The sequence below is a fragment of the Rhodococcus sp. YH3-3 genome (genome assembly GCF_001653035.1).
GTDB lineage: Bacteria > Actinomycetota > Actinomycetes > Mycobacteriales > Mycobacteriaceae > Rhodococcus_F > Rhodococcus_F qingshengii.
Genome location: NZ_BCWH01000002.1, coordinates 701,539 through 714,553, shown reverse-complemented (window position 1 = coordinate 714,553; position 13,015 = coordinate 701,539). Strand labels below are relative to the sequence as shown.

At 63.4% G+C, this 13,015-nt stretch carries 12 protein-coding genes; 7 read left to right on the top strand and 5 right to left on the bottom strand.

Annotated elements, in window-relative coordinates; all coding sequences use genetic code 11:
- The first annotated feature begins 32 nt into the window (after window positions 1-32).
- From YH3_RS16100 to YH3_RS16090, 3 genes are all read left to right on the top strand, one after another.
- Window positions 33-794, top strand: coding sequence for an enoyl-CoA hydratase-related protein (locus YH3_RS16100; RefSeq protein ID WP_064443711.1), 762 nt, complete (start codon window positions 33-35; stop codon window positions 792-794).
- 241 nt (window positions 795-1,035) lie between these two features.
- Window positions 1,036-1,551 carry an OsmC family protein gene (locus YH3_RS16095; protein WP_007732784.1) on the top strand — a complete coding sequence of 172 codons (516 nt, stop codon included), beginning with the start codon at window positions 1,036-1,038 and terminating at the stop codon, window positions 1,549-1,551.
- Between the two features lie 37 nt (window positions 1,552-1,588).
- Window positions 1,589-2,902, top strand: a complete 1,314-nt coding sequence (locus YH3_RS16090) for a bifunctional o-acetylhomoserine/o-acetylserine sulfhydrylase (RefSeq protein WP_019745377.1) — start codon at window positions 1,589-1,591, stop codon at window positions 2,900-2,902.
- A gap of 64 nt (window positions 2,903-2,966) precedes the next feature.
- Here the strand turns inward: YH3_RS16090 and bphC are convergent, their stop codons facing one another.
- From bphC to YH3_RS16070, 4 genes are all read right to left on the bottom strand, one after another.
- On the bottom strand, window positions 2,967-3,887 hold the full coding sequence (bphC, locus tag YH3_RS16085) for a biphenyl-2,3-diol 1,2-dioxygenase (protein WP_042924009.1): 921 nt from the start codon (window positions 3,885-3,887) through the stop codon (window positions 2,967-2,969).
- A gap of 35 nt (window positions 3,888-3,922) precedes the next feature.
- A complete protein-coding gene (locus tag YH3_RS16080; protein WP_003940250.1) occupies window positions 3,923-5,101 on the bottom strand; it encodes an acyl-CoA dehydrogenase family protein in 1,179 nt (392 codons plus the stop codon).
- A 171-nt stretch (window positions 5,102-5,272) separates the two neighbouring features.
- Window positions 5,273-6,142, bottom strand: a complete 870-nt coding sequence (locus tag YH3_RS16075; RefSeq protein WP_003940235.1) for an alpha/beta fold hydrolase — start codon at window positions 6,140-6,142, stop codon at window positions 5,273-5,275.
- Window positions 6,143-6,218: 76 nt separating this feature from the next.
- Window positions 6,219-7,127: an IclR family transcriptional regulator gene (locus YH3_RS16070; protein WP_007729442.1), complete on the bottom strand. Its 909-nt coding sequence runs from the start codon at window positions 7,125-7,127 to the stop codon at window positions 6,219-6,221.
- A 138-nt stretch (window positions 7,128-7,265) separates the two neighbouring features.
- Here YH3_RS16070 and YH3_RS16065 point away from each other — a divergent pair, with 138 nt between their 5' ends.
- From YH3_RS16065 to YH3_RS16055, 3 genes are all read left to right on the top strand, one after another.
- On the top strand, window positions 7,266-8,141 hold the full coding sequence (locus YH3_RS16065; RefSeq protein WP_064443710.1) for a TIGR03619 family F420-dependent LLM class oxidoreductase: 876 nt from the start codon (window positions 7,266-7,268) through the stop codon (window positions 8,139-8,141).
- A gap of 32 nt (window positions 8,142-8,173) precedes the next feature.
- Window positions 8,174-8,665, top strand: a complete 492-nt coding sequence (locus YH3_RS16060) for a nuclear transport factor 2 family protein (protein ID WP_003939809.1) — start codon at window positions 8,174-8,176, stop codon at window positions 8,663-8,665.
- 129 nt (window positions 8,666-8,794) lie between these two features.
- Window positions 8,795-10,042: an Nramp family divalent metal transporter gene (locus tag YH3_RS16055; RefSeq protein WP_064443709.1), complete on the top strand. Its 1,248-nt coding sequence runs from the start codon at window positions 8,795-8,797 to the stop codon at window positions 10,040-10,042.
- A 56-nt stretch (window positions 10,043-10,098) separates the two neighbouring features.
- Here YH3_RS16055 and YH3_RS16050 read toward each other — a convergent pair whose 3' ends face one another.
- Window positions 10,099-11,694 (bottom strand): acyl-CoA synthetase, encoded by a 1,596-nt coding sequence (locus YH3_RS16050; protein WP_064443708.1) that lies wholly within the window; start codon window positions 11,692-11,694, stop codon window positions 10,099-10,101.
- Between the two features lie 370 nt (window positions 11,695-12,064).
- Between YH3_RS16050 and YH3_RS16045 the strand changes: the two genes are divergently transcribed.
- A complete protein-coding gene (locus YH3_RS16045; RefSeq protein ID WP_064443707.1) occupies window positions 12,065-13,003 on the top strand; it encodes a 3-oxoacyl-ACP reductase in 939 nt (312 codons plus the stop codon).
- The last annotated feature ends 12 nt before the right edge of the window (window positions 13,004-13,015 follow it).

Below are 13,015 nucleotides of genomic sequence, written 5' to 3'. Positions count from 1 at the left end.
TCCGCCTCCGATAGGTGGACTACAGTCCAATTATGTCGACTGTTTCCACCGAACGCCATGACCGCGTTCTCATCGTCAGGATCGAACGCGAAGAACGCCGTAACGCGATCAACCGTGAGACTGCCGAGGGAATCGAAGCCGCGCTGAATATTCTCGACGACGACCCTGATCTGTGGGTCGGCATCATCACCGGAACCCCCAACATCTTTTGCGCCGGAACCGATATCCGAGAGCGGGCCGACCTCCGCATGCCTCGCGGCGGAGAGTACGGCGTCATCCGGCGCCGGCGGAACAAGCCCCTGATCGCTGCAGTCGAGGGCTACGCGCTTGGTGGCGGTTTCGAAATCGCACTGGCCTGCGATCTGATCGTCGCTTCCGCCACAGCGCAATTCGGCCTTCCCGAAACCAAACGCGGTCTGGTTGCGACGTCCGGAGCACTCTTTCGGGCGCCTCGCGCGCTTCCGATCAACGTCGCCCGCGAACTCTTGATCACCGGCCGCACACTCGATCCCGAACGGGCAAAGGACCTCGGCGTCGTCAATGCAGTCACTGCCCCTGGTAAGGCACTCGACGAGGCACTGGTGATGGCAGCGGAGATCTGCGAGTCCTCCCCCACCTCCGTGAGTCTGAGTCTGAAGGCCATCGAGGCTCTCTACGCCGACGCCGACGCCGACGGATGGAAGGTCACCGACGACGCCAAGGACGCAGTGTTGCGCTCTCCGGACATCGCCGAAGGACTCGACGCTTTCGCCAATCGTCGGACACCCCGGTGGAGCGGACTGCCGCCCGCATGACAGACCACAATCCGAGACAGATTTCCTATACGTCTGGTCGGAAAGGGTATGAACCGGTTACAGTCTCTCCTGTGACGGGAATCGGCGCATACGAGACGGGCACGCTGCTGACGCGGCGGCGCCATGTCGACTTTGCGCATGTCTGTACATCCGGGTGTCCGATCTACTGATCGGACCTACGACGTGAGCGCCGCTCACGTCGATACTCGTATGTACACCCAGATCAGGGGACATTTCTGTCATGACCACCGCCTCCATCTCACACCTGAGTTCCGTCGTAGCAGCCAACGCCGACGCCATCGACAAAGACGCCAGCAAAGCGCACGTCGTATTCAAGGCTTCCGCCCAGGCGCACGACGCCGTTGCCAGCACCATTTCTCTCGGTAAGTACAGCGTCGAGGTCGACGAGCCGCCGGCCCTCGGCGGCGAGAACACCGCAGCCAATCCTGTCGAGTACTACCTTGCTTCCCTGCTCTCCTGCCAGGTGGTCACCTACCGCGTCTGGGCGGACAAACTCGGTATCGCTCTCGACGACATCTCGGCCAGAGCCGAAGGTGACCTCGACGTTCGTGGATTCTTCGGCTTCGACGACGCCGTCCGTCCGGGATTCTCCGAGGTCCGCGTGGTCGTCACCCTGACCGGCCCCGAAACCCGCGAGCGCTACCTGGAACTGCAGGAAACGGTCGACGCCCACTGCCCCGTACTCGATCTCACCCGCAATCCCGTCCCAGTGCATACAGTCGTCGAAACCGCCTGACCCGCACCAACCCACCTTCACCACGGAGTATGAATTCATGAGCGAGAACACCCCCGTCGATACCGATCCGACCGCCGATTGGTCGTTCGAAACCAAGCAGGTCCACGCCGGACAGGGCCCGGACAGCGCTACCAACGCTCGGGCGCTTCCGATCTACCAGACCACCAGCTACGTCTTCGACAACACCGACCATGCGGCGGCGCTCTTCGGCCTCGCCGAGCCGGGCAACATCTACACCCGCATCATGAACCCGACGCAGGACGCCGTCGAGCAGCGCATCGCCGCCCTCGAAGGCGGAGTCGCGGCTCTGCTGGTTGCGTCCGGTCAGGCCGCCGAATCCTTCGCGATCCTCAACCTCGCCGAGGCCGGGGACCACATCGTCTCAAGCCCTCGCCTGTACGGCGGCACGTACAACCTCTTCCACTACACGCTGCCCAAGCTCGGTATCACCGTCGACTTCGTCGAGGACCCGGACAACCTCGATCACTGGCGTGAGGCAATCCGTCCGAACACCAAGGCGTTCTACGGCGAAACCATCTCCAACCCCAAGAACGACGTGTTCGACATCCCCGGCATCAGCGCAGTCGCCCATGAGCACGGCATCCCGCTCATCGTGGACAACACGGTCGCAACTCCGTACCTCATTCAGCCGCTGAAGCACGGCGCCGACATCGTCGTCCACTCCGCCACCAAATACCTTGGCGGACACGGCACCGCGATCGCCGGCGTCATCGTCGACGGTGGCACCTTCGACTGGACCCAGGGACGCCACACCAACTTCACGACCCCCGACCCCAGCTACCACGGCGTCACCTTCGCCGATCTCGGCGCACCCGCCTACGCCCTCAAGGCACGCGTTCAGCTTCTGCGCGACCTCGGCTCGGCCATCGCACCGTTCAACGCCTTCCTCATCTCGCAGGGTATCGAGACACTGAGCCTGCGCATCGAGCGCCACGTGTCCAACGCCCAGAAGGTCGCGAAATTCCTCGAGGGCCGCGCCGAAGTCACGTCGGTCGCATACGCCGGACTGGAATCCTCGCCCTGGCACGAGCGCGGAAAGCAGCTGGCTCCCAAGGGAACCGGCGCCATCGTCGCGTTCGAGCTCGCCGGTGGAGTCGACGCAGGCAAGAAGTTCGTCAACGCACTGACGTTGCACAGCCACGTCGCCAACATCGGTGACGTTCGCTCACTCGTCATCCACCCCGCGTCGACGACGCACTCGCAGCTCACCCCCGAGGAGCAGCTCGCTTCGGGCGTCACCCCGGGGCTCGTCCGCCTTGCGGTCGGCATCGAAGGGATCGACGACATTCTCGCCGACCTCGAAACCGGTTTGGCCGCAGCAGCTTCCTGATCTATCGCACGAAAAAGCTCGGCCCCGATATGCATTGGGACCGAGCTTTTTCGTTGCGTAAGAGCTAGCTCTTGGGAGTGAACGCGGCCAGCGGTTCACTCTCGGACCAGTCATGGCCCCAGTAGCTGTCGGCCGTGATTTCCTCAGCGGTGTAGAAGGCTTCGTCAACAAGCATGCCTTCGCAACCGAACTCCAGATCCCATCCACCCGGTGCGCGCACGTAGAACGACACCATCTTGTCGTTCGTGTGGCGACCCAACGTCGAGGAGATCGAGAAGCCGAGCTTGGCAACACGATCGAGAGCCTGACCGACGGCGTCGAGAGTCTCGGCTTCCATCATCAGGTGCACGAGACCGGGCTCGTCAACCGGCGGCGCCGGGCACAACGCCAGGCTGTGGTGGCGCTGGTTGACACCCATGAAGCGAACGCGGCGAGCCGGCGGCGGCGCATCGATACCGCCGAGACGGATGGAACCGCGTGGGAGGAATCCGAGCACCTCGGTGTAGAAGGTGTATGCCTCGTCGAAACGCGTAACCGGAAGCACCACATGGCCGAGGCCCTGATCGCCGGTGACGAAACGGCCGCCGTGCGGGGTGACCAACGGGCTGTGGTCGAGTACCGGCCCGAAGAAGACCTCGACTCGGTTGCCGTTGGGATCGCCGAATGCGATGACCTGCTCGGCATCGCGGTAGCTGGCGTCGACCTCGGAAAGAACCTCGACCTCGACTCCGGCCTTCTCCACTGCTTCACGAACACGCTGGAGCGCGAACTGATCTCGCACTTCCCAGCCCACTGCGAGAGCCTTGTCCGTCTCACCGGGCAGGACGATCAGTCGCGCACGACGCTCGTCCAGGCGCAAGTAGAGGCCGTCGGCTTCCGGGCCACTACCGACCGCGAGGCCGAGTCCGTCGACCACGAGCTCGCGCCAGCGAGCCACGTCCTGCGTTTGGATCCTGAGATACCCCAGGCCCCGAATTTCAGTCATGCCTAACCGTCCTTGCTTCGAAAGTATTTGTGGGACTAGATCATCGAGCGGTGGATACCCTGCGGTTCGCCACCGAGCTGCGAGAGCGTCGACGCATGGAAAATGGAGCCAGGTACGTGGATCGCATGTGCCAAACCGGCATGAGCGTCACGCCAGAACCGCTGCATCGGCGTGTTCAACTGCAAAGCCCCACCACCGGAACGAGCAAAGATCTCGTCCACCGCACGCACCGCCCGCCACGCAGCAGCAGTCTGCGTACGGCGACCGATCGCACGAAGCTCGAACGAAACTTCCTGCCCCTTCTCCGTCATGTCCCAAAAACGATCCACCGTCTCCAAGATCGCAGCCCGAGAAGCAGCGATCTCGGCCGCCGCCTCACCGATCGCGAACAGCACGTACGGATCTTCCTTGATCGGAACACCACTGACCGTCACACGCTCACGCTGCGCCGCCATGTTGCACGCCAACGCACCTTCGGCGATACCGATCAACGACGAGGTGATCCCCAACGGGAAAATGCACGAGAACGGGAACTTGTACAACGTCTCCGTACGGCCCGCTTCCTTCCACGCCGTCCCGTCGTACACCTTTCCGGCGTCGATCGTGCGGTAGGTGGGCAGGAACGCGTCCTTGACGATCAGGTCCTTCGACCCGGTTCCGCGCAGGCCCACGACATTCCAGCTGTCCTGGTCGATGTCGTAATCCGAACGCGGCAACAGCACGTGCAGGTGCTTCGGCGGCATCAACGGCTTACCGGACTCGTCACCGACCATCGCGCCGATCATGATCCAGTCACAGTGATCGGTGCCGGACGAGAACGACCAACGACCGTTGAGGATGTACCCACCCTCGACCGGCCTCGCCACACCCATCGGCGCATACGGCGACGCCATCCACGTATCGGGATCGGTTCCCCACACCTCTTCCTGAGCCTTGCGGTCGAAGAACGCAAGCTCCCACGGATGCACACCGACGATGCCGCTGACCCAGCCCGTGGCACCGTCCATCGCACCGATAGCCATTGCCGTCTCGGCGAATTCACGCGGATGCGCCTCGAGGCCACCGAACTCCTTCGGCTGGAACATCCGGATGACGCCGGAGTCGCGCAAACGCTTCGCGCTGCCGTCCGTCAAGCGCATCAGCTTGTCGCCCTCGACCCCGTCGGCGCGGATCTCGTCGGCGAACTGTGAGATGTTGTCCAGAACCTGACCCATGATTTTTCCGGCTTTCTGGTTTCGCTACCCGGCGAGTGCCTGGGCAGAATGAAAATCTGTTGGTGAAACGGTGGCAGGTAGCCCACCGAAGTGCAGAAACGCTTCCCGGTGAGTGGGAGCACCCCTGTGCGCCTTTTTGGTAGTGGGGGCTACCAGAAAGGCGCACGGGCCTTACTTGCCTTCTGGACGCGTCAGAAATGCCAGAACGGACGCGACCCAGGCGTCGCGAGCTTCGATCATCGTCCAGTGTCCGCAGTTGGGGAAGATGTGAACTTCGCCGTTGGGGATGTCGCGCATCGGCAGAATCGCCATGTCCACGGGGCTGACGCGGTCGTCGCGTCCCCAGGTCAACAGCGTTGGCGCCTTGATCTTGTTCAGCTGCGCCCAGTACGGCACGGCGGTCGACGCAGCGGCAGCCGCGCCCATGGCGGCCATGGCCTTGCTGCTGTACATACGACGGGCGATCTCGAGCGTCGTCGGCTCGGTGGCCAGGGCCCAACGCTCTTCGATGAGCTGCTCGGTGACGACGGCGCGGTCGAAGACCATCGAATGCAACCAGCGGACCAGAGCTTCGCGGGTGGGGTTGTCGGTGAACTCCATGAGGAGTTTGATGCCTTCACCGGGGCCTGGCGAGAAGGTGTTCTTTCCCATGCCGCCGATGGTGACGAGCTTGCTCACCCGGTGCGGCTCGTCGATCGCGACCTTGGTGGCGACGATGCCGCCCATGGAGTTACCGATCATGTGGACCGGGCCGAGGCCGAGGCCGTCGAGGAACATCCCGACCGACGCCTGCGCCATCATCATCGGATGGTCGGGGCCGGGATCGCTGACGCCGAATCCGGGGAACTCGAGAACGTAGCAGTGGAAGTGCTTCGCGAAGTCCGCGAGAACGCCGCGGTAGTTACGCCAACCGGTGACGCCGGGGCCCGATCCGTGCAGCAGCAGGAGCGGCGGGCCGTCGCCGGCTTCGTGGTACCGGAGCACACCGAGATCGGTCTGCAGTTCCTTCAGAGTTCCCTCGTAGCTCAGTTCAGTCGTCATGGTCCGAACGGTGCCATCAGTACCGCTGAGCTGCTATGACTCGTCCCGATCAGCGAGACAAGTCGATCAAAATACGTCAGATCCAGTGGTCGGACGACGCTGCCAGCAGGCGATCCATCGTCTCCGCCGAGAACGTATTGGTCGGAACGGGAGGCGTTTTGCGGCCGCGGCGAGGAGCACCCAGTTCGGGGTACAGCGTCCGTGAGACCTCGCGAGCCGCGTCGACGACCAGCGGAGCAACTCGCTCGAGCTGAGCGGTCCGCATGTCACCACACAACGCGATGCTGCCGACGGGACCCTCGTGTCCGCGAATTGCCGAAGCCACACAAGCGACTCCACGCGCTGACTCCCCGCGTTCGAAGGCCAGTCCCCGACGCTGACGGATGCGGTTCAGTTCCTGGTGGAGCACAGCGACGTCGGTGATCGTGTTCTCGGTGCAGCGGGGAAGAGAAGCCCCGAACAGAGCGTCGACGCGCTCGGGGTCGATCCACGCCAGCATCGCCTTGCCACCAGCCGTCGAATGAGCGAGCACTCTGCCGCCGACGCGGGACGGGAGCGCCGCGGCGAATCGTCCGCCGACCTTGTCGAGATAGACGCTCTCGCGTCCGTCGAGCACCGACAGGTGAACGACCATGCCGGTCTGCAGGTGCAGTTCGTGCAGAAGCGGTGCAGCGGCTTCGCGGATCTGGCTGTGGCCGCCGTCGCCACCACCGAGGCCGAGCGCGCGACGCCCGAGGCAGTAGCCGAACGATGCGTGATCGACCCAGTCCAGCTTGACCAGCTGATCGAGAATGCGGTGGACCGTGGAGCGCGGCAACTGAGTACGGCACGCGACCTCTTCCAGCGTCAGCCGCGCGGCGCGGCCGTCGAAGGCGTCGAGAATCAGTGTCATCCGCTCGACCATCGACGGCGGCAGATCCTTCTTGGGTTGCCCACCGGCAGTCTGGACGGTGGACAGTGTGTCGTTCATGTCAACAATGGTCATGGACGCCTCCCGAAAACTGGAATTGATTCTACCGACTATAACCCAGGTCACAGTTTCTGGAAAGTGAATCGATCTTTTCGATCCCGATCAGCGGTAATTCACCTGCCACCGGGCGAGTGGGGACGCTATAAACGCCCGATGCACCTGGGAATCGTCACACCGGTCCTGATTCAGCACCCGAGCACGCGCTCGGAGTGGGAGGCAAGTGCTGACATCGGCGAGATCGCCACAGTGGCCGCCACGGCGGATCGACTCGGTTTCCATCATCTGACCTGCAGTGAACACGTGGCGGTCCCCGAGGAGATTGCCGCCGAGCGCGGCGGAACCTACTGGGATCCGCTCGCCACCCTTGGTTTTCTCGCCGCGCGTACATCACGAATCCTGCTGGCGACCCAGGTGCTGGTGTTGGGCTACCACCACCCCCTCGAGATCGCCAAGCGTTACGGAACGCTTGATCGCGTCAGCAATGGACGCCTGATACTCGGCCTCGGGGTGGGGACTCTGAAACAAGAATTCGATCTCATAAATGCTCCATTTGCCGACCGAGGAGCGCGCGCTGACGATGCCTTGGCCGCACTTCGGGCATCACTGTCGACGCCGACTCCGGAGTATCACGGCGAGTTCTACGACTACTCCGGATTTGTCGTCGAACCCCACGCCGTCCAGAAACGGGTGCCGCTGTGGATCGGCGGCCGGACCAAGAGATCGCTGCGCCGGGCCACCACACACGGCGACGGGTGGGTGCCGTTCGGGCTGCGATTCTCCGAACTGAAGGAAATGCTCGATGCCACGACGCTCCCCGACGGATTCGACGTGGCGCTTCCCACCGGTGCGCCGCTCGATCCTCTCGGCAATCGCGAATCCACCCTTCGCGCCATGACTCGCGTCCTCGACGCCGGGGCGACCATCGCCAGCTGCTCGGTCGGCGCTCGAAGCGTCGAGCACTACTGCGAACAACTCGAAGAACTTCACCGAATCGCCCTCGCCGAGGGCTTCTCTTTCACCACTTCCTGATTCCCCGACAATCCAATGCAAAGGACGTACCGATGACCGACTCGACCGCCCTGATCGAATCCCTGCTCGCCCGAGTGGAATTGCTCGAGGACAAGCTCGCGATCACCGAACTGCTGACCACATACAGCCCTGCCGTCGACAGCGGATCAGCCGACGAGGTCGCGAACCTGTGGCTCGAGGACGGCGTCTACGACGTCGATACCGGTGCGATGCACGGCCGCGGCGAACTGCGCGCGATGGTTCACAGCGCCTCACACCAGAACTGGATCATGAACGGCGCGGCCCACATGATGACACCCGCGCACATCCGCATCGACGGCAACAAGGCCGTCGCGACCTGCCATTCACAGTTGGTCATCAAAGACCCCGAGAACCCGACGGGATTCAAGGTCCTCCGCATCACCGCGAACCGTTGGGAACTGATCAAGACGGACGGCGAGTGGAAGGTCGAACTGCGTACCAACGCCCTCCTCGACGGCCGACCCGAGGCTCGCGCTCTCCTGGCTGCCGGCGTGACGGCCTAACCTGCCTGTGCGCGGTTAGGGACCCTCTGCGGTCGGTAACCGCGCACAGCTGTTGAAAGTTCGGCTCCCCGAACTCTATAGTTCACTTATTCGAACCAACAGGTCCGAGTACGTGTGACCAGGAGACCGATGAGCACCAGTACGCAAGAGCCGACGACTCCGCGCCGACGACCCACGGGGAGATCCATCGCCCTGCTCGGTCCGGCGTTCGTCGCGGCAATCGCGTACGTCGATCCGGGCAACGTCGCCGCCAACCTCACCGCCGGCGCCAAGTACGGCTACCTCCTCATCTGGGTACTCGTACTCGCCAACGCGATGGCCGTCCTCGTGCAGTATCTGTCCGCGAAACTCGGTCTCGTCTCCGGCAGATCCCTGCCCGAAATGCTGGGTCAGCGCCTGCGTAAGAACAACCGCCGCGCGTTCTGGCTCCAGGCCGAGATGATGGCGATCGCGACCGACGTCGCCGAAGTCATCGGCGGCGCCATCGCACTCAACCTGCTCTTCAACATCCCGCTCTTCCTCGGCGGACTGATCACCGGATGCGTGTCGATGGTCATCCTGACGATCCAAAGTCGGCGCGGACAGCGCACTTTCGAGTTCGTGGTGATGGGATTGCTGGCCATCATCACCATCGGCTTCCTGACCGGGCTCGCCTTCACCGACGTCTCCGGCAGCGAAGCGGTCGCCGGACTGGTCCCCCGCTTCGAAGGAACCGAGACCGTACTGCTCGCCGCCAGCATGCTCGGAGCAACGGTCATGCCGCACGCGATCTACCTTCACTCCGCATTGGCACGTGATCGCCACGGCCACATCAAACCCGGCCCACGGTTGCAGCGATTACTCAAAGTCACCCGTTGGGATGTCGTTGTCGCGTTGATCATCGCCGGTGGCGTGAACATCGGCATGCTGCTGCTGGCCGCTTCGGCGCTGCGCGGAGTACCCGGCACCGACACCATCGACGGTGCGCATGCCGCGATCGAGAATTCGCTCGGCCCGGGCATAGCCGTGGTGTTCGCGATCGGCCTCCTCGCCTCCGGACTCGCGTCGACCTCCGTGGGATGCGCGGCCGGCGCCGAGATCATGCATGGTCTTCTGGCCATTCGCATTCCGGTGATCACACGCCGGATCGTCACGCTCATCCCGGCGCTGATCGTGCTCGGACTCGGCGTCGACCCGACGCTGGCGCTCGTGCTCAGCCAAGTGGTCTTGAGCCTGTGCATCCCCTTCGCGATCATCCCGCTGGTGCGAATGACCTCGGACCCCGAACTCATGGGCGACGCGCGCAATGCCCCGCTCACGACCGTCGCGGCTTGGATTGCGGCGGGCTTGATCGTTGCACTCAACGTCGCTCTGCTGGTTCTGACGGTGACAGGCTAGAGCACCGGAGCCACCCAACGCGTCCCTCACAAACGCGCTGGACGGCTCCGGCCGGACTAGGAGACTTGCTCGGCGAGAGTGGCCTTGGCCCAGCGATAGTCGGCCTTTCCGCTGGGAGAACGCCTGATCGACGGAACGTTCATGACGGTGCGCGGCACTTTGTACCGAGCGACCTGCGACGCGCAATGCTCACCGATCTCGGCAGCGTCCGGGACGTCGAAGCCTTCGCGGGTCGTGATGACCGCAGCGACGCGCTCACCGAACTTCGCATCCGGAATTCCCGCGACCAGAGCGTCGAGCACCGCCGGGTGACTCTTGAGTGCCTGCTCGACCTCTTCGGGGTACACCTTCTCCCCGCCGGTGTTGATGCACTGAGAACCACGCCCCAGCAGGACGATCGAGCCGTCGGCTTCCACGCGTCCGACGTCGCCGAGCACCGACATCCGCACACCGTCGATCACCGGGAACGTAGCCGCGGTCTTGACCGGATCATTGAAGTAGCCGACCGGCACGTGACCACTGCGAGCGATGTAACCGGTCTCGGGCGATCCCGGCTCCAGCGGCCGCATCCTTTCGTCCACGACGCGCGTCTCGTCGCGAGCGGCGATGCGCATCAGGCCGTCTTGACCGATCTCGAGATTGCCGTCGACGCCCGACTCCGAGGAACCGAATCCGTCGCGGATCACCAGGTTCGGAAGCATCGACTTGAGCTGCTCCCGCAGTGAGAGCGAGAACAAGGCTCCGCCGGACGAGACCATTCCGACCGTGCTGAGGTCGTAATCTGCTGCGTTTGCAGCCAATTCGTCTGCGAGCGGACGTGCCATCGCGTCTCCGACGACGGTGATGGAGACGGCCTTCTCACTTCCGGCGAGCTGCAGCGTCGTCTTCGCGTCGAACCGCGCCATGAGAATTGCGTTGGCGCCCATGAAGAATCCGGTGAACAGCGAGTACGACGCCGCACCGTGCATCAGGGGTGCGGTACTGAGCATGTTCATCGCGGGGACGTTCGGCACCGCGGCGAACAGAGCCTCGGCGGTCGTGTGCGGCGGACCGAACGGATTTCCGCCGGTGAGCGCCGCGAAGTAGAAGTCTTCATGACGCCACATGACGCCCTTGGGCATCCCCGTCGTGCCGCCGGTGTAGATGACGAAGAGGTCGTCGTTGCTGCGGGGCGCGAAGTCACGAGTAGCGGGCTGCTCCGCGGCGGCGTCGGCGTATCCAACGACGTCGACACCTTCGATGTCGCGGACCACGGACTTGCCGACGACAACGATGTGTTTGATGCCGGGCGCGGCCGGGAGAACCGTCTCTACCACCGGAGCGAACTCCTCGTCCACGATCAGAGCTACCGACTGCGAATCGTTGTACAGGTAGGTCAGTTCGGCGTCGACGTAGCGATAGTTGACGTTGATCGGGACCGCGCGAATCTTGAGGCACCCGAGCAAACTCTCGACGAACTCGATGCTGTTGCGCATGTGCAGAGCAACGTGATCGCCGGGCCCGACACCGACGCTCGCCAGGTGGCGGGCGATGCGATTCGAGCCCTCGTCCAGCTCGACGTAGGTGCGACGACGGCCATCGCACACGAGCGCCGTGCGGTCCGGAATCAGATCCGAGATGCCCTCGTACAGATCTGCCAAATTCAGTGACACTGCTGGTGCCTTCCTTGATGTCCGGCCCGGTGAATTCGGGGCCGACCGTACTGCGTTTTCGGTGAGAACTATCCGACCCTGGAGCCGACGAATGCGGCCGAGAACTGAGCGGATCGGTGGTGACGCAAACGCGTACGCGGTGGGATCGCCGCGTCGCCCCAAGGTGGCATGCAGCGCTCGTGACCCAGATCACCGCTCCCGCTGAGTGAGACTCCTCCTCAGTCGGCCAAACTTCTGTTCAAAACTAGAACTAATTCTGATTTCGCTCGAATGATTTTTTCGGAACGAACTACCGAACTCTCGACTTCAAATTAGAATGAATACTAATTCTGCAAGACGTACCCGACCGCCCGGATCGAAGGAGCACGACATGACGCAATCACTGAGCTTGGAAGGCAAAGTTGCCGCCGTCACCGGCGCCGGCGCCGGCCTGGGTCGCGCCGAAGCACTCGGACTCGCGGCTGCCGGTGCAGCCGTCATCGTCAACGACATGGGTGCAGCGGCCAACGACGTGGTCGACGAGATCAAGGCCGCAGGTGGACAGGCACTCGCCATCACCGGCGACGTCTCCGACTGGTCGCTCGGCGGGCGCATCATCGAAGAGGCTGTCAAGAACTTCGGATCCTTCGACATCCTCGTCAACAATGCAGGCATCCTGCGCGACAAGATGATCTTCAACCTGACCGAATCCGATTGGGACGACGTCATCCGTGTGCACCTCAAGGGCCACGCCGCCACCTCGCACGCAGCCGCAGTCCACTGGCGCGCAGCCAGCAAGGCAGCCGACGCACCGGTCTACGGCCGCATCATCAACACCTCTTCCGAGGCCTTCCTCTTCGGCAGCGCCGGACAGCCCAACTACTCGGCAGCCAAGGCCGGTATCACCGCTCTGACGCTCTCGAGCGCAGCAGGTCTCTCCCGCTACGGCGTCCGTGCGAACGCGATCTGCCCCCGTGCCCGCACCGCCATGACGGCAGAAGCCTTCGGCGAGAACAACACCGGCGTCGTCGGCCTCGATCCGCTTGCACCCGAGCGCGTCGCGACCCTGGTCAGCTACCTCGCATCCCCCGATTCCGACGAGATCAACGGACAGGTCTTCGTCGTCTACGGCAAAATGGTGGCGTTGATGGAAGCACCCAAGGTCGAGAACCGTTTCGACGCAGCCGGATCCGCGTTCACCGTCGAAGAACTCGGTGGCCAGCTCTCGTCTTACTTCTCCGGCCGTGGGCCGTACGAGACCTACGCCGCCTACAGCATCGCCGGCCTCGAAAAGATCGCACTTGCAGTCGACGAGACCGCAACAGTTTGAGCAGCACTTACG